Consider the following 18188-nt stretch of genomic DNA (forward strand, 5'->3'; position numbering starts at 1 on the left):
GAAGAATAGCGGGGAACATAGTTACCTGCTATTCACTACATATAGAAAAGGAGTAAATAATTTGAACAGAAAAAAACAACGATTTCTTTTTTTTCTGATACTACTAATTCTTTTAGCGTTAGTACCTAGCAATGGTTTTGCCAGTGAATTTAATTTTGCGGTTACGCCTATTCCATCAGAAAAACAAGTAGATAAAGAAAAAACTTACTTTGATTTATTACTAGCACCAAATGAAGAAACTGAGTTGAAAGTGAACTTGCGCAATGATACAGATAAAGAAGTAAAGGTAGGTATTTCCATCAATAGTGCCATTACCAATTCAAATGTAATCGTGGAGTATGGTGAAAATAAGGGGAAAAAAGATCAAAGTTTAGCGTTTGATATAAAAGACTACGTTCAATACCCTAGCTCAGTTCGTTTAAAACCGAAAAGTGAACAAACGGTTTCTATTAACGTCAAAATGCCTAATACACCCTTTGATGGAGTGTTAGCTAGTGGTATCACTTTTAAAGAAGAAACGTCGGATGAAGGCAAACGTCAAGACGATAAGAGTCAGGGGTTATCCATTAAAAATGAATATTCGTATGTCGTTGCATTATTGATGCAACAAAACAAAAAAAAGGTTGAGCCGAATTTACTTTTGAAAAAAGTCTCACCAGGACAGATTAATGCTAGAAATGTGATTTTAGTCAATCTACAAAATGATCAAAAAACATATATTAACCAAGTTGCCTTTTCGGCAGAGATTACCAAAAAGGGACATGAAGAAGTTTTATATAAAGAAGAAAAAGCAAACATGCAAATTGCACCAAATACCAATTTTTCTGTTCCTATTGCGCTAAAAGGGCAACCACTTAAGCCAGGAGATTATCATTTGTCTATGACCGTTGTTGGGAATAAAGATGCTGCAGGCTCATTTAAAAAATCAATAAACAATGAATCGATATCTTTTAGAAATCAATGGCAATTTGAAAAAGACTTTACAATTAATGGTGAAGTTGCCAAAGAATTAAATGAAAAAGATGTCACCTTAAAAGAAAATCATTCGAATTTATATTTGCTGATTGGCTTACTACTATTATTGATAGTGATTTTAATCATTGCCTGGTTGATTTGGCGAAAAAAGAAACAGGAACAAAACGAAAGAGAAATATAAAGAGTAGTTAATTTTTGATTTGATCATCGGCAACGTTTTTGTTTGTTTTTACTTATCAAACATGCAGTTTATTCAACAAACCTAACTCAAAAAAAGAAATAATAAGAAGGAGTATTGTTAAATATCGTCTGATACCACTTTACTAGTTATATTTTTTGTTATGTAGCTAAAGTATTTGGCAATATATGTGAGAAAAATGGATAAATACAAACATTTACTATTATGGAGTACATTGTTACTCTCGTTTTTTCAAGTAACCAATGTGCAAGCAGCAGAAGAACGGAATCCAATTTATAATCCGACCAATCCAACAGAAGAAATTTATCCGATTGAGAATACTGGCACACCAGAAAAAATGGAAGAAACAAATGAAAGTACTATTACTAGCGAAACGCAAGCGGAAGAAAGTAGCGAAGACGTTAGTAAAAAAGAAGTGACAACCAATAATCCAAAAACAAATGAAGAAAGGCCTTCTTCCAAGAAAAGTCAGCATCAAGTATTTTTCACGGATGAATTATTTGATGCTAGCCATATCACCATTGTACCAAATAGCACAGGCGGTGCTGGAACGGAGGGGCAAAACACTTTTTACTTGAATTTCATACGGGAATTAGTAGGAACGGCTATTTATGGGAGAAAGAACTGATAAATGATGAATTATGAAATTTTTTTAAATAAAGAAGATCAACGAAGTTATTCCTTGCTAAGGCATTTAGAAGAAAGTCCCACGCTATCAGGTACTTTTATTGCACTTCGCGAAGAATTATCAATGTCGAATTTTTTAGTCAAAAAAACATTAGAAAAATTAAAAGCAGATATTGACAATCTAAAGTTAAGCGACAGCTTAACTTTAGTCGTTTCTGATGTAGATGTTACACTTGAAATTGATGGAAACTATTCAAGTAAACTTTTGCTCACGAAATACTTAACAGAATCGCTCTCTTTTAAATTAGTGTTGTCTTACTTTAGAGGAAATTATAGTTTGACAAAGTTTGCTGAATGTAATCATGTCAGCACCTCTGTGGCGTATAGTACCTTACAGCGGCTAAAAAAAGCCTTAAAGGAGTATCAGATCTATTTTAGTAAGCGGGAAATTGTCGGCAATCAAAAAGCAATTTCATTTTTTTTGTATAAATTGTTCACGCTTTCCAATCAACCAATTTCCGAATTATATTCGGTAAAAGTCTATAATGAAGCGAAACGTGTATTACAGTCTGTTGAGTTAAACTATACTTTCACCACCTATGAGCGACGCAATTTTTTCCATTATTTAGCTATTATGATTAACAACGAAGGACGTGCGGTGGAAGGGATCGATACGCGTGCACTGAATACATTTTCAGAGGAACTAATAAAAAAATCGCAAGTGGCATGGGCATTGGCCTCAAAATCATTAACGTATACGATTGTTTTTTTCTTGTATTTGCATGGCAAACTAGAGAAAAAATATGTCATTCACGAAGATCCTACGATTGAAAGCCTAACTCGTGTTTTCATTGGAAGTTTTGAAAAAGCATTTAATTGTTTAGAGGAGTCAACAAGGAATACTCTAGAAGAAGGGTTAGCAATTATTCATTTCAATGTTATTTACTTTCCGATTAATATGTTTGACGATTTTGAAATGGATTTACAGTTTTTTAAGCAAACATATCCGGAATTTTATTTTTATTTAATTGAATATATTCGTTGGTTAACAGCAAAACATAAAAAAATTGCGAAAGCCAATCACTGTTTGTTTTTTAACTATCTATTGTTGCTAATTAATCATGTTCCAGTTCATTTAATTGCAGAGCCAGCCAAGGTCCTAATTGATTTTTCTTATGGAAAAGAGTATAACCAATTCATCAAAAAAAATTTATCCGTCTATGTGAATTTAAATGTAGAAATTATTGACCCGTTATCAGATACCTTACCAGATGTGGTGATTACCAATTTAAATAACTTGTATCAAGAAGAACAGAGTAAAGTTATGGTTTGGCTGGATCCACCTCGTTCGATTGATTGGATCAATTTAACGCAATCATTATTGACTATTCAAGAAGAAAAATATCAACAACAAAAAGAATCGACAAAGACAAGCGGTGATCCTATCGAATAGAATCATCGCTTGTCTTTGTGTTTAAGTCTTTACAAAACCACCCAAGTGCTTTATAATATGAATATACATTCATATGAATAGAAAAACATTAATGAGGAGGCGCATAACAATGTCAAAACAAACAGGTGCACACGCACATGAAGAAAAAGGTAAAAACGTTCCAGTTATTCTCTTTTTTACAGGATTGGCTCTTTTCTTTATCGGTTTATTTTTAGGGAACATGCTCTTAGTGAAAAATATTCTTTTCTCGTTAGCTGCTATTTTAGCTGGTTATCATATTATTGGGGAAGGCTTTGGAGATACGTATCGGGATACGAAAAACAATCGAAAGTTTTCGCCTAATATTCATTTGTTAATGACCTTAGCTGCAGTTGGTTCAGCATTAATGGGAAGTTTTGAAGAATCAGCATTGTTGATTTTGATTTTTGCGGCGGCGCATTTCCTTGAAGATTATGCTCAAGGCAAAAGCCAACGTGAAATTACAAAACTATTAAATTTAAATCCAACAGAAGCTCGCTTGATAACAGATGACGGCTCAATTCAAACTGTGTCAGTTGAACAATTGAAGATTGGTGACCGCGTGCAAGTCCTCAATGGTGCGCAAATCCCGACAGATGGCGTCGTGATTGAAGGAAGTACCGCTGTGGATGAATCATCTATTAATGGGGAAAGTATTCCCAAAGAAAAAAATAGTGGTGACCCAGTTTTTGGTAGTACCATGAACGGTTCAGGCACAATTGTTGTTGAAGTAACGAAAGATAGTTCAGAAACAGTTTTTGCAAAAATCGTACAGCTCGTGAACCAATCACAAGAAAATCAATCAGAAATTGCAAGCAAAATTAAACGATTTGAACCGAAATATGTCACACTAGTTTTAGCAGTTTTTCCACTAATTGTTTTAGGTGGCGCATTGCTTTTCCAATTGACTTGGGCTGAAAGTTTTTACAGAGGCTTGGTCTTCTTAATTGCTGCCTCCCCTTGTGCTTTAGCAGCGAGTGCCGTTCCGGCAACTTTATCAGGAATTTCCAATTTAGCAAAACAAGGCGTTTTGTTTAAAGGTGGCTCATTCTTATCAAATTTAGCTGAAGTGAAAGCACTCGCTTTTGATAAAACAGGCACGCTAACAAAAGGCAAACCTGAGGTCACAGATTATCTTTTTGTTGATGGCTTAGAAGATCGCCAAGACGAATTAGTAGCTGTTTTAACAAATATGGAGAAAAAATCCAATCATCCATTGGCGACGGCGATTGTTAATCGCTTTGAAGCAGAAACAACGGCTTTAAATTTAGAAGTAGAAAATATTGTCGGGGTGGGTTTAGTAACGACCATTGCAGACACAACTTTTAGAATTGGTAAACCATCTAGTTTCGAACAAGTGCCAACAATCATTGAGAAACAAACAACGAAATTAGCAAGTGAAGGCAAAACGGTAGTGTACTTTGCCGAAAATGAACAAGTGATTGGTTTGGTGGCATTGATGGATGTTCCTAATGAAGAAGCAATGAACGCCATTCACTATTTCAAGTCACAAAATATTGAAACAACAATGATTACAGGAGATGCAAAACTTACGGGTGAAGCAGTTGGTCGCTTAGTAGGCGTGGACCAAGTTTTTGCTAATGTTTTGCCTGAGGAAAAATCAGCGATTGTTGATCAATTAAAACACGAAGTAGGAATGACTGGGATGGTTGGTGATGGCATTAACGATGCGCCCGCTTTAGTGAATGCTGATATCGGAGTGGCGATGGGTGATGGTACAGACATTGCTATCGATGTTGCAGACGTGGTAGTGATGAAAAATGATCTTTCTAAATTAGGCTATGCTCATCGTGTCTCAAAACGCTTGAATAAAATTGTGCAGCAAAATATTATTTTTTCAATGTTAGTGGTAGCAACGTTAATTATCTTGAACTTTTTAGGTATTGCGAATATCGCATTTAGCGTACTTATTCATGAAGGAAGTACCTTAGTGGTCATTTTTAATGGCTTGCGTTTATTAGTTAATACAAAATAAGTCAAATAGTCACTTGCAAGAAAGGAGAGAAAGCGATGAATTCTTTAAAAATGATTGAACTTTCTCTCACCGACGTTGTCATTCGGATGGCTCTAGCCGTGGTTTTTGGAGCATTGATTGGGTTAGAAAGAAGTATTAAAAGAAAAGGCTTCGGTATCAGTAGTAATGCCATTTTATGTTTGGCCTCCTGTACGATTTCCATTTTACAGATTCAATCGGTGGATATTTTAGTCGATGTGGTGAAACAAAATAGCGCCTTGGCATCCATTATTTCTATGGATATTACACGATATGGCGCCCAAGTGATTAGTGGTGTAGGCTTTCTCGGTGCGGGGATTATCGTTTTTAGAGAAAGGAAAGTTTCTGGGTTAACGACAGCAGTAATGATGTGGAATGTTACTATTATTGGTTTAGTCATTGGGATGGGCTTTTTAACCATTGCATTTATCAATCTCGTGGCAACTTTGCTAGTATTAGCTCTGGCCCATTTTAAACGAAAAACTCCTTTAAAACGATTGCAGCTTATCGTAAAAATGAAGGAACCCATGATTAAAGAAAGCCGACTGCATGAACAACTTCAAGCTTCTTTAGAAAAAGGGGAGCGCTTAGTAGAATTGACTTTGGAATCCGAACAAGAGGCAGTGACAGCAAAGATTTCTTATGTAGGCAAAGAAGATTTCTGGCATTCCAACTTGCACCATCTCTTAAAAGAAAAAGGGCACGTTCAATCTGTCTCTGTCACGGAAACAATTTAATCATAAAATAAAGCACTTGGGCGCTAGCGCGCGCCAAGTGCTTTTGTTTAAATATTTAATACTTTATCTAAGAAATCTTTTGTTCGAGGGTTTTGAGGATTTTCAAAGACTTGCTCTGGCGAACCATCTTCTAGGAAGTTACCGCCATCAATGAACATTACTCGATTAGCCACTTCTTTTGCAAAGCCCATTTCGTGAGTAACGATGACCATTGTCATTCCTTGTTTTGCTAAATCTTTCATTACACCAAGAACATCGCCAACCATTTCTGGATCAAGGGCTGATGTTGGCTCATCGAAAAGCATAATATCAGGATTCATCGCTAACGCACGTGCAATTGCGACACGTTGTTTTTGACCACCAGATAAAGAATCTGGATAGGCATCTTTTTTATCTGCCAACCCAACACGTTCTAAAAGTTCTAACGCTTTTTTCTCCGCTTCGTCTTTTGATAAGCGGCCTAAATCGGTTGGTGCTAAAACAATATTTTCTAAAATAGATAAATGTGGGAACAAATTGAAATGTTGGAAAACCATGCCGATATGTTGACGGACTTGGTTGATGTCCGTATTTTTATCTGTCAAGTTCGCACCATCAATAATAATGTCTCCGCTAGAAGCTTCTTCTAATTGATTCAAGCAACGTAAAAAAGTACTTTTACCAGAACCAGAAGGACCGATGACGCAGACTACGTCGCCTTCGTTAATAGAAACATTAATGTCGTTTAAGACCGTGTTGTCACCATATTTTTTTACTAAATGTTCAACTAAGATTTTTTCAGTCATATTAGTTCACCTTCTTTTCAAGGTTTTTCGCTAATTTAGTTAAACTAGTAATTAAAATTAAGTAGATTAACGCAATAACGAAGTAAACCATTGTACTTTGTAATGTCCGAGCAACAATAATTTTTCCTGTTTGTAGTAGTTCGATTAAGCCAATTGCTGAAAGGATAGTTGTATCTTTCAATGAAATAACAAATTGGTTAATGAATGAAGGAATCATAATGCGAATCGCTTGTGGTAAAATAATTTTTTGCATTGTCCGATTATAGGAAAGACCTAAACTTCTTGAAGCTTCCATTTGGCCAACTGGAACAGCTTTGATTCCGCCGCGCACAATTTCAGAAATATAGGCACTGGCATTTAAAGTTAATGTGATAATCCCAGCAATGAAGACCGGGATATTAAAGCCAAGCACACCAGGTAATCCGAAATAGATGAAGAACGCTAAGACCATTAAAGGAATTCCGCGAATTAAATCAACATAAATGGTTGAAAGTACACGTAATGCTTTGATTGGTGAAACGCTGAATAGCCCAAAAATAACGCCGACAATTAAAGCAAGTACGAAGGAAATCAACGTTAATAGAATCGTCATCCATAAACCGTGTAACAATTGTTTCCAGTTGTTTTGCATAAAGCCAACAAATGTAGATTCGTCAGCTGTTTCTTCTTTGGCTTCGTTGCCATCTTTCACGTAAGTGCCGATAATTTTATCGTATTCACCTGTACGTTTCATTTCTTTTAAGCCTTCGTTAAACATTTCAAGTAGTTCAGGATTTTGCCCTTTTTTGACAGCGAAACCGTAAGAACCACCTTTTTCACGAGGAATTGGCGTCGCTAGTGGTTGATTTTGCGCAACCCCATAGCCAATGACAGGATAATCATCCATCATGGCATCAACTTCGCCAATTTCTAATGCACTGTATAATGCATCAGTTGTGTCTAAATACTTAATTGAGTAATCATATTTCTTTTTATTTTTTTCTAAGAAATCAGCACTTTCAGTACCAATTTTTACACCGACTTTTTTGCCTTTTAAATCATCATACGATTTAATTTTGTCATTGCCTTTTTTGACCGCAATTTGAATACCGCTATCAAAGTAAGGAACAGAGAAGTCGAAGGCTTTTTTACGATCATCCGTAATCGTCATGCCTGCAACCATCCCGTCTGCTTGACCAGATTCAACAGCTTGGACAGCAGAACTAAAGCCAATAAATTTAAATTCAACAGTAAAACCTTGCAATTCAGCTGCGCGTTTGACTAAATCTACATCAATTCCGACATAATCGCCTTGGGCATTTTGAAACTCAAACGGAGCAAACGTAGAATCGCTAGCAATCACATATTTCTCTTTTTTAGGAGTGATTTTTTTCATCTGTTCGCCAGCGTCTTGTGTGTTTGTTTCATCGCCTGTCGCTAAGTAGTTGTTTAAAATTTTATCATAAGTACCATTGTCTTTAAGATTTTTCAAACCAGCGTTGAACTTTTTGATTAATTCAGGGTTTTGGCCTTTTTTCACTGCGAAACCATAAGAACTGCCTGTTTCTTTATCGCCAACTAATTGTAATTTTTGGCCATTTTTAACTGCGTAGCCCAATACAGGATAATCATCAACGATTGCATCCGCTTCACCGTTTTCTAAGGCTTTATAAAGACCCGTTGCATCGTCAAAATTTTTGATGGTGCAGTCATATTTCTCTTTATTTTTTTCAAGGAAATTGGCACTTTCAGTTCCAACTTTAGCCGCAACCGTTTTGCCTTTTAAATCATCATATGATTTAATTTTGTCGTTTCCTTTTTTAACCGCTAATTGTAAACCGCTATCGAAGTATGGATCTGAAAAATCAAAGGATTTTTTTCGCTCATCCGTAATACTCATTCCAGCAATCATGCCATCAATTTGTTTAGACTGAATCGCTTGGACTGCACTATCGAAGCCTAATGGTTTTAAATCCACTTCAAAACCTTGATCTTTGGCAATCGCATCTAATAAATCAACGTCAATACCAATGTATTTTCCTTTTGAGTCTTGGAATTCAAAAGGGGCGAATGTTAAATCCGTTCCAATTGTATATTTCTTTCCTTCTGCATGTGCTGAAGTGCCACTAATGAATGTTAGCAGAGTTACCATCATCACAAAGAAAGAAAGTAAAAAGTGTTTCCTTTTCATAAAATACCTCCTAGTTTTGCATATTGAACAATTATATAGTAAGAAATAGGAAGCTGACAAGTATTTGAACGCTAAAAAGAGAAAAAAACTCTAATTTCCTTACATTGCATGTTATAAAATGTGACATAGAAATTAAGAACAAAAGATTAAGATCAGTTGAAGTCCGAAACAGCAAAAGTGGCGAAAATATGTTCGGTATGTTAAACTAATAAGTGGACATTCTGCCAGAATGGGCCGATAATTTAAGAGAAATTAGACACTTTGAGGGGGAGTTATAAATGATCGAAAGAGAAACTTCCAATACCTTTCATTTGGCTTCTAAATATGAGCCTGCCGGAGATCAGCCAGCCGCTATTGCTGAACTAGTTGACGGTGTCAAAGGTGGAGAAAAAGCTCAAATTTTACTTGGAGCGACCGGAACAGGTAAAACATTTACAATCTCTAATGTGATTCAAGAAGTGAACAAACCAACATTAGTGATTGCACATAATAAAACACTAGCTGGACAATTATACGGGGAATTTAAAGAATTTTTCCCAGATAATGCGGTCGAGTATTTTGTCAGTTACTATGATTATTATCAACCAGAAGCATATGTACCCTCAAGTGATACATATATTGAAAAAGATTCCAGTATTAATGATGAAATTGATAAACTACGCCATTCAGCGACAAGTTCTTTATTGGAACGAAACGATGTCATCGTGGTAGCATCAGTTTCTTGTATTTTTGGTTTAGGGGATCCGCGGGAATACAGTCAACAAGTTGTTTCATTACGTGTGGGAATGGAAATGGATCGTAATGAGTTACTAAAAAGCTTAGTCGATATTCAATTCGAACGAAATGATATTGATTTTCAACGGGGGCGTTTTCGTGTCCGCGGTGATGTGGTTGAGATATTCCCAGCTTCACGGGATGAGCATGCGCTACGTGTTGAATTTTTCGGAGACGAAATTGATCGAATTCGTGAAGTAGATGCGTTAACTGGTGAAATTGTCGGCGAAACAGAGCATGTCGCTATTTTTCCGGCAACACACTTCGTGACGAACGAAGAACATATGGAACACGCCATTTCGCAGATCCAAGAAGAATTAGAAGCACGTTTGAAAGTGCTTCGCAGTGAAAACAAATTATTGGAAGCCCAACGTTTGGAACAGCGAACCAACTATGATATTGAGATGATGAGAGAGATGGGCTATACGTCAGGGATTGAGAATTACTCTCGACATATGGATGGTCGCCAAGAAGGGGAGCCGCCATATACGCTGTTGGACTTTTTCCCAGATGACTTCTTACTTGTAATCGATGAGTCTCATGTAACAATGCCGCAAATTAGAGGAATGTATAATGGCGACCGAGCACGGAAACAAATGTTAGTGGACTATGGTTTCCGTTTACCAAGTGCACTTGATAACCGACCGCTTCGTTTAGAAGAATTTGAACAACATGTAAACCAAATTGTTTATGTATCGGCAACACCAGGCCCTTATGAAATGGAACAAACAGAGACGGTTGTTCAACAAATCATTCGACCAACAGGTTTACTAGATCCAGAAGTAGAAATCCGCCCAATTATGGGTCAAATTGATGACTTGGTGGGCGAAATTCATGAACGGATCGAAAAAGATCAGCGAGTGTTTGTCACAACCTTAACGAAGAAAATGGCTGAAGATTTAACCGACTATTTCAAAGAATTAGGCTTAAAAGTTAAATATTTGCATAGTGATATAAAAACACTGGAAAGAACGGAGATTATTCGCGATTTACGATTAGGCGAATTTGATATTCTAATAGGTATTAACTTATTACGTGAAGGAATCGATGTGCCAGAAGTTTCCTTAATTGCGATTCTAGATGCGGATAAAGAAGGCTTCTTACGTAGTGAACGCTCGTTAGTGCAAACGATGGGACGGGCTGCCCGGAACGCTGAAGGAAAAGTCATTATGTATGCAGATAAAATCACCGATTCGATGCAACGAGCTATGGATGAAACGGCACGACGTCGGGCAATCCAAAAAGCATATAATGAAGAACATGGCATTGAACCAAAAACAATTATTAAAGAAATTCGTGATTTGATTTCTATTTCCAAAACAGCTGATAAAGATGAAACAGTGGTTCAATTGGATAAATCATATGAAGATTTATCAAGACAAGAAAAAGCTGATTTATTAATGAAACTTGAAAGAGAAATGAAAGATGCGGCCAAAGCGTTAGACTTCGAAACTGCAGCCACATTACGAGATACCATTCTTGAATTGAAAGCTGCCAAATAAGTCAACCAACGGATTAAGTAAAAGATACGATGAACCATCGTATCTTTTACTAATCTTTTCTCTATAGAATGACTTGAAATGATTTGACGTAAGAGATTTAGTAAAAGGAGAACATATATGGCAAATGATAAAATTGTGATTCATGGTGCACGCGCCCATAACTTAAAAAATATTGATGTCACGATTCCTCGTGACAAAATGGTTGTTGTAACTGGACTATCTGGTTCTGGCAAAAGTTCATTAGCGTTTGATACGCTTTACGCAGAAGGGCAACGACGTTATGTAGAGAGTCTCTCTGCTTATGCGCGACAATTTTTGGGACAGATGGATAAACCAGATGTTGACAGCATCGATGGTTTAAGTCCAGCTATTTCAATTGATCAAAAGACGACAAGTAAAAACCCGCGCTCAACGGTGGGGACGGTCACGGAAATCAATGATTATTTACGATTGTTATTTGCTCGGGTAGGTCATCCAATTTGTCCTAACGATCATATTGAAATTACCAGTCAGTCTGTTGAACAGATGGTTGATAAAGTCTTAGAGCTACCAGAGCGAGCAAAAATTCAAATTTTGGCGCCTGTTGTGGTCAAGAAAAAAGGCCAACATAAAAAAGTGTTTGAAATGATCCAACGTGAAGGGTATGTCAGAATGCGGGTGGATGGTGAAACCTATGATGTTAGTGAGGCACCAGAACTTGAAAAAAATAAAAAACATGATATTGCGATTGTGATTGACCGTATCGTTGTGAAAGAAGGCATTCGCTCTCGGTTGTTTGATTCGTTTGAAGCGGCTTTGCGTTTAGCTGAAGGTTACGCAATTGTTGATGTGATTGGTCAAGAAGAGATGTTGTTTAGTGAACATTATGCTTGTCCTTATTGTGGGTTCACAGTCGGTGAATTGGAACCGCGCTTGTTTTCATTTAATGCACCATTTGGCGCTTGTCCCGATTGTGATGGTTTAGGTGTTAAATTAGAAGTGGACAAAGACTTAGTGATTCCAGATCCCACTAAAACCTTGAGAGAAGGAGCCATTGTTCCGTGGAACCCTATTAGTTCCCAATATTATCCACAAATGTTGGAACAAGCAGCCACCAGTTTTGGGATTGATATGGATACGCCGTTTGAAGAATTACCTGCAGACCAACAAGAAATTATTTTAAATGGTTCTGGCGAGAAAAACTTTCATTTTCATTATGAAAATGACTTTGGTGGTGTTCGTGATGTGGAAGTGCCATTTGAAGGGATTTTAAAAAATATTAAACGACGTTATCATGAAACAAATAGCGATTTTACACGAGATCAAATGCGGTTATACATGACAGAATTGACTTGTCGAAGCTGTCAAGGGTATCGTTTGAATCCGCAAGCTTTAGCTGTAAAAATCAATGGCACGCACATTGGTGAAGTCAGTGAATTAGCAATAAAAAATGCGGTCCAATTTTTTGAAGGTGTGTCTTTATCTGAACAAGAAACAACGATTGCTCGGCCAATTTTAAAAGAAGTCGAAGATCGGTTAACCTTCTTAAAAAATGTCGGGTTAGATTACTTAACCTTAAGTCGAGCTGCCGGCACACTTTCTGGCGGAGAAGCACAAAGAATTCGCTTAGCAACACAAATTGGATCAAACTTATCAGGCGTTCTTTACATTTTAGATGAACCATCAATTGGTTTGCATCAACGAGATAACGACCGCTTGATTGACTCATTGAAAAAAATGCGGGACTTAGGCAATACATTAATTGTGGTGGAACATGATGAAGATACAATGATGGCTTCGGATTACTTGATTGATGTGGGACCTGGCGCTGGACATCTGGGCGGTGAAATTGTAGCCGCTGGTACGCCGGAAGAGGTTGCTAAAAATCCGCATTCATTGACTGGACAATATCTTTCTGGGGAAAAAGTGATTCCTGTACCAAAAGAACGTCGCAAAGGTAATGGCAAAGCGATCAAAGTCACTGGTGCCAGTGAAAATAATTTAAAAAATGTCAGTGTTGAATTTCCGCTAGGTGAATTTGTTGCTGTCACAGGCGTTTCAGGTTCAGGGAAAAGTACTTTAGTCAATCAAATTTTGAAAAAAGCGCTGGCCCAAAAATTAAATCGTAATTCCAATAAACCTGGGAAACACAAAAGCATCACTGGTTATGAAACCATTGAAAAGATTGTTGACATTGACCAAAGTCCAATTGGTCGAACACCAAGAAGTAATCCAGCGACTTATACTAGTGTTTTTGATGACATTCGCGATTTGTTTGCCCAAACAAATGAAGCCAAGGTTCGTGGCTATAAAAAAGGCCGCTTTAGTTTTAACGTCAAAGGTGGCCGTTGTGAAGCTTGTCGCGGGGATGGTATCATCAAAATTGAAATGCACTTTTTACCTGACGTCTATGTGCCTTGCGAAGTTTGTCATGGCAAACGTTATAATTCTGAGACGTTAGAAGTTCATTATAAAGGCAAAAACATTTCTGATATTTTAGATATGACGGTGGAAGATGCCGTAGAATTTTTCAAACATATCCCTAAAATTCATCGTAAATTGCAAACAATTGTGGATGTAGGCTTAGGCTATGTGACATTGGGGCAGCCAGCAACTACTTTATCTGGTGGAGAAGCACAGCGGATGAAGCTAGCGAGTGAACTTCATAAAAATTCTAATGGGAAAAACTTTTATATTCTGGATGAACCAACAACCGGCTTGCATACCGATGATATTGCGCGATTGCTTCTAGTATTAGAGCGTTTAGTGGAAGCGGGCAATACCGTTTTAGTGATTGAACATAACTTAGATGTCATCAAATCTGCGGATCATGTGATTGATCTAGGGCCAGAAGGTGGCGACGGTGGTGGGACGATCGTGGCGACAGGAACACCAGAAGAAGTTGCTAAAGTCAAAGACAGTTACACAGGATATTATTTAAAACGTGTTCTGAAATAAACATTAATGATTAGATAAAGAACCTTGTTTTTATGGGAAACAAGGTTCTTTTATTATAAAATAACAAATAATTTTTAATAAAAATTAAAAATAAATGTTGACTTAATGTGTAATTAAAAGATATACTATGTTTGTTAACAAAATAACAATGAACACGAAGGGAAGTCTTAAATGAAAAACAAAAAAATAACAACAAGTTTATTAACGGCAGGAATGGTCTTAGCTATCGGAATCACACCTTTTGTACATAGTAACACAATGGAAGCAGCAACTTTAATTTCACAATCAGACCATGAAAAAGTAATGAGTTTTACCAAGAAAGACTTAAAAGAAGCAACGGGCATTCAATTGGAGCCGGCGACAGTACAAGCCGTTCATCAGGAATTAAAGCAACAAATCACCTGGGAAACATTAGGCTATTCCACAATTGATGCGCAAAATATTGCGACACGTTTTACACAAAATACATATCAGGCTCTGGGGATTTTAACAGATATCGCCAACCATTCAGACCTTCAATTGAAAGTCATTACCATTAATAATCCCTATCTAGCAACAGCTAAAATTGGTACCTTTAAGTGGGAAACTGTAACTCCTGAAGTTGGTGGGGACCATGAAACAGCAGACAATGAACTAACAACACCGACACCGACTGTTGCCAGTCTTCAAGAGATTGACGTAGAAATTGAATACGACGAAAATGAAATTGAGTTCACCTATGAAATAAAATCGAACGGAACAATTGAAGCAACGTATGAAGATGAATCTGCTGATTTAGAATTAGAAGGTAAGGCAGCACAAGACAAAATCATGACTCTTTTAGATGGATTGTCAATCAAAACAGCTACAAATGAACAAATTAAAGAACACATTACGAAAAAGTTAGCCGTGAATGAACAAGTAAAACAATTTGAGTTTGAAGCTAATTTTACTGATAAAACAGAAATTGAGTTTGTATTAAAATAACACACAGTTATATAGTATAATTCAGCAATTAAAACAGCGTTGACAAAAATGTCAATGCTGTTTTTCTATGAAAGAATAGAAATCTTTATAAGAATGATTGAAAAGCTTTCTTTGATACGCCCGGGGTGTTATAATATAGTGATGCAAGTGAAGGGAGTGTTGAATATGCCAGAAAATTTACAACTGGTTATTATTACAGGAATGAGTGGCGCTGGAAAAACAGTCGCTGTTCAAAGCTTTGAAGACATGGGCTATTTCTGTATCGACAATTTACCACCAAGCTTAATCCCAAAATTTTGGGAATTAATTAAAGAATCTGGAAAAGTTACCAAGATTGCGTTAGTGATCGATTTACGTTCACGGACCTTCTTTAGAGAAATTCAGGATATGTTAGTCGAACTTGAAAATACTAATTTTATTGATACAACGATTTTATTTTTAGATGCCACCGATGAAGAGTTGGTTTCTCGTTATAAAGAGACACGGCGTGCGCATCCAATGGCGATGGATGGTTTAGTGACAGAAGGTATTCGTAAAGAACGTGCAATGCTGGAAGAAATCAAGGCGGATGCTCAGTTGGTTATTGATACCACGGACTTGTCCCCTCGTCAATTGCGGGAACGTTTGAATAAAGAACTAGCAACGAGAGAGACACACGAATTTCGAGTGGAAATGGTGTCCTTCGGCTTTAAATATGGGTTGCCGATTGATGCAGATATCGTTATGGATGTTCGCTTTTTACCTAATCCCCATTATATTGATGAACTACGGCCGTTAACTGGAATGGATCAACCTGTTTATGATTATGTGATGGGCTTCCCAGAAACAGATGAATTTTATACCAAATTTATCGATTTACTGCGAACAGTCTTACCTGGATATAAAAAAGAAGGTAAAAGTAGCGTCACCATTGCAATTGGCTGTACTGGCGGACAACATCGCTCTGTTGCATTGACAGAACGTGTTGGCGCTGAATTAAAAGAGGAAGATTACCATGTAAATATTACCCACCGCGACCGCTTAAAAAGAAAAGAAACGGTTAATCGCTCTTAATGAAAACCTATCGAATTCGTAAACCGAAGATTGTGGTTGTTGGTGGTGGAACAGGCTTGCCAGTAATTTTAAAAAGTTTAAGAAATCAAAGTGTTGATATTACTGCCGTCGTAACGGTCGCTGATGATGGCGGTAGTAGTGGCGAGCTTCGTTCCTCTATTAATAACATGACACCTCCGGGAGATTTAAGAAATGTTTTAGTGGCATTGTCAGATATGCCACAATTATATGAAGATATTTTTCAATATCGTTTTGATAAATCAGATAGTCATTTTGCCAATCATGCAATCGGTAATTTAATCATTGCTGCTGTCTCGGAAATGAGAGGAAGTACGTATGAAGCGATTCAATTGCTTTCAAAAATGATGCATGTTGATGGACGGATTTATCCATCATCAGAACGGCCATTAACGTTACATGCCGTATTTAAAGATGGCTCAGTGGCGGTGGGAGAATCAAAAATTGCACTGGATCGCAAGACGATTGACCATGTGTTTGTAACAAATACACACGGAGAAGAACAGCCAAGAGCTGCGCGCAAAGTCGTCAAAGCAATTGAAGAAGCAGACATGGTCGTGTTAGGACCAGGGAGTCTTTTTACAAGTATTTTACCTAATTTAGTTATTACAGAAATTGGTGAAGCCATCAAACAAACGGCAGCCGAAGTAGTCTATATTTGTAACATCATGACCCAAAAAGGGGAAACGGAACATTTTACGGATGCCGATCATGTTCGTGTCTTAAACGAACATCTACAAGCGCAGTTTGTTGATACAGTGCTGGTTAACACAGAAAAAGTACCAGAAAATTACATGGATCCTGAAATTTATGATGAATATTTAGTTCAAGTAAAGCATGATTTTCAAGGATTACGTGAAGAAGGATGCCGAGTCATTTCGACAGACTTTTTAGAATTAAGAGATGGCGGAGTTTTTCATGATGGGGAAAAAGTTGTTGAAGAACTTTTCCGTATCGTATTTGGAACGAAATATTAATTAATCAAAAGAATCAAGAGAGGAGGAGCTTAGATGTCTTTTGCCTCGGATGTCAAAAAAGAGTTAACTGGTTTAGAAGTCCATCGAGAACACGCGAAAGCAGAATTAGCAGCATTAATTCGGATGAACGGCTCACTTAGCTTAGTTAATCAACAGTTTGTCTTGAATGTACAAACGGAAAATGCTGCAATTGCTCGTCGAATGTATTCATTGCTGAAAGATCATTACCATGCACAAGCAGAATTATTAGTTCGTAAAAAAATGAAACTAAAGAAAAATAATGTTTACATTGTGCGTCTAAAACAAGATACACAAAAAATTCTAGCTGATTTGGATATTATGGATGGGGTCGTTTTTAATGGCAATGTGTCAAATGAAATCATGGGTAACGCGCAAAAAATGCGTTCCTATTTACGCGGGGCCTTTATGGCTTCTGGCTCAGTTAATAATCCGGAAACAAGTCGCTATCATTTAGAAATTTTTTCAATTTATGAAGAACACAATAATGATATTTGTAAGATGTTGAATTACTATGACTTAAACGCTCGAACATTGGGACGCCGAAATGGGTATATTTGTTATTTAAAAGGTGCTGAAAAAATTGCCGACTTTTTAACATTAATTGGTGCCACGAACTCTATGTTGAAATTTGAAGATGTCCGGATTGTCCGTGATATGCGGAATTCAGTAAATCGTTTAGTGAATTGCGAAACAGCGAATTTAAATAAAACCATTGATGCGGCTTCAAAACAAATTGAAAATATTCAATTTATTGAAAGTACAGTAGGGCTGACGTCATTACCGGAGAAACTTCAGGAAATCGCAGAATTACGGTTAGAGTATCCGGAAGTTAGTCTCAAAGAACTAGGGGAAATGATTCCTTCAGGAGCTATTTCTAAGTCAGGTATTAATCATCGTATTCGAAAAATTAATGAATTTGCAGAAAAATTACGAGAAAAAAGTGCGTAACTTTTCTGCTCCAG

Annotated in this window: 13 protein-coding genes; 11 read left to right on the forward strand and 2 right to left on the reverse strand. The window is 37.0% G+C overall.

Annotated features, from left to right (window positions below; translation table 11 throughout):
- Window positions 1-61 precede the first annotated feature (61 nt).
- The 5 genes from IGJ37_RS02585 to IGJ37_RS02605 all read left to right on the forward strand — a co-directional run bounded on the left by IGJ37_RS02585 (window position 62) and on the right by IGJ37_RS02605 (window position 6023).
- The gene (locus IGJ37_RS02585; RefSeq protein WP_325814970.1) at window positions 62-1156 is read left to right on the forward strand and encodes a DUF916 and DUF3324 domain-containing protein; all 1095 of its coding nucleotides are present in this window, start codon (window positions 62-64) and stop codon (window positions 1154-1156) included.
- A 196-nt stretch (window positions 1157-1352) separates the two neighbouring features.
- Entirely contained in the window at window positions 1353-1802 is a 450-nt protein-coding gene (locus tag IGJ37_RS02590; RefSeq protein ID WP_002381257.1) for a hypothetical protein, read from the forward strand.
- A 3-nt stretch (window positions 1803-1805) separates the two neighbouring features.
- On the forward strand, window positions 1806-3254 hold the full coding sequence (locus IGJ37_RS02595) for a helix-turn-helix domain-containing protein (protein ID WP_325814972.1): 1449 nt from the start codon (window positions 1806-1808) through the stop codon (window positions 3252-3254).
- Between the two features lie 109 nt (window positions 3255-3363).
- Window positions 3364-5268: a heavy metal translocating P-type ATPase gene (locus IGJ37_RS02600; protein WP_325814973.1), complete on the forward strand. Its 1905-nt coding sequence runs from the start codon at window positions 3364-3366 to the stop codon at window positions 5266-5268.
- Between the two features lie 35 nt (window positions 5269-5303).
- The gene (locus IGJ37_RS02605) at window positions 5304-6023 is read left to right on the forward strand and encodes an MgtC/SapB family protein (RefSeq protein WP_002361276.1); all 720 of its coding nucleotides are present in this window, start codon (window positions 5304-5306) and stop codon (window positions 6021-6023) included.
- A 47-nt stretch (window positions 6024-6070) separates the two neighbouring features.
- Here the strand turns inward: IGJ37_RS02605 and IGJ37_RS02610 are convergent, their stop codons facing one another.
- Together IGJ37_RS02610 and IGJ37_RS02615 are read right to left on the reverse strand one after the other, a co-directional pair.
- Window positions 6071-6808: an amino acid ABC transporter ATP-binding protein gene (locus IGJ37_RS02610; RefSeq protein WP_002355616.1), complete on the reverse strand. Its 738-nt coding sequence runs from the start codon at window positions 6806-6808 to the stop codon at window positions 6071-6073.
- Between the two features lies 1 nt (window position 6809).
- On the reverse strand, window positions 6810-8978 hold the full coding sequence (locus IGJ37_RS02615; protein WP_325814974.1) for an amino acid ABC transporter substrate-binding protein/permease: 2169 nt from the start codon (window positions 8976-8978) through the stop codon (window positions 6810-6812).
- 278 nt (window positions 8979-9256) lie between these two features.
- Here IGJ37_RS02615 and uvrB point away from each other — a divergent pair, with 278 nt between their 5' ends.
- The 6 genes from uvrB (at window position 9257) to whiA (ending at window position 18174) form a co-directional block, all read left to right on the forward strand.
- Complete coding sequence (uvrB, locus tag IGJ37_RS02620; RefSeq protein ID WP_033601197.1) at window positions 9257-11254, forward strand: excinuclease ABC subunit UvrB; 1998 nt, start codon at window positions 9257-9259, stop codon at window positions 11252-11254.
- Window positions 11255-11371: 117 nt separating this feature from the next.
- Entirely contained in the window at window positions 11372-14191 is a 2820-nt protein-coding gene (gene uvrA, locus IGJ37_RS02625; RefSeq protein ID WP_325814975.1) for an excinuclease ABC subunit UvrA, read from the forward strand.
- Window positions 14192-14362: 171 nt separating this feature from the next.
- A complete protein-coding gene (locus IGJ37_RS02630) occupies window positions 14363-15157 on the forward strand; it encodes a YusW family protein (protein ID WP_002366200.1) in 795 nt (264 codons plus the stop codon).
- Between the two features lie 165 nt (window positions 15158-15322).
- A complete protein-coding gene (rapZ, locus tag IGJ37_RS02635) occupies window positions 15323-16210 on the forward strand; it encodes an RNase adapter RapZ (RefSeq protein ID WP_002355625.1) in 888 nt (295 codons plus the stop codon).
- Complete coding sequence (locus IGJ37_RS02640) at window positions 16210-17205, forward strand: gluconeogenesis factor YvcK family protein (RefSeq protein ID WP_002355627.1); 996 nt, start codon at window positions 16210-16212, stop codon at window positions 17203-17205. Before rapZ ends, IGJ37_RS02640 begins: the two co-directional genes overlap by 1 nt.
- Window positions 17206-17238: 33 nt before the next feature.
- Window positions 17239-18174, forward strand: coding sequence for a DNA-binding protein WhiA (whiA, locus tag IGJ37_RS02645; protein ID WP_002358736.1), 936 nt, complete (start codon window positions 17239-17241; stop codon window positions 18172-18174).
- Window positions 18175-18188 lie beyond the last annotated feature (14 nt).

This window comes from Enterococcus sp. AZ104, from assembly GCF_050546705.1.
GTDB lineage: Bacteria > Bacillota > Bacilli > Lactobacillales > Enterococcaceae > Enterococcus > Enterococcus faecalis.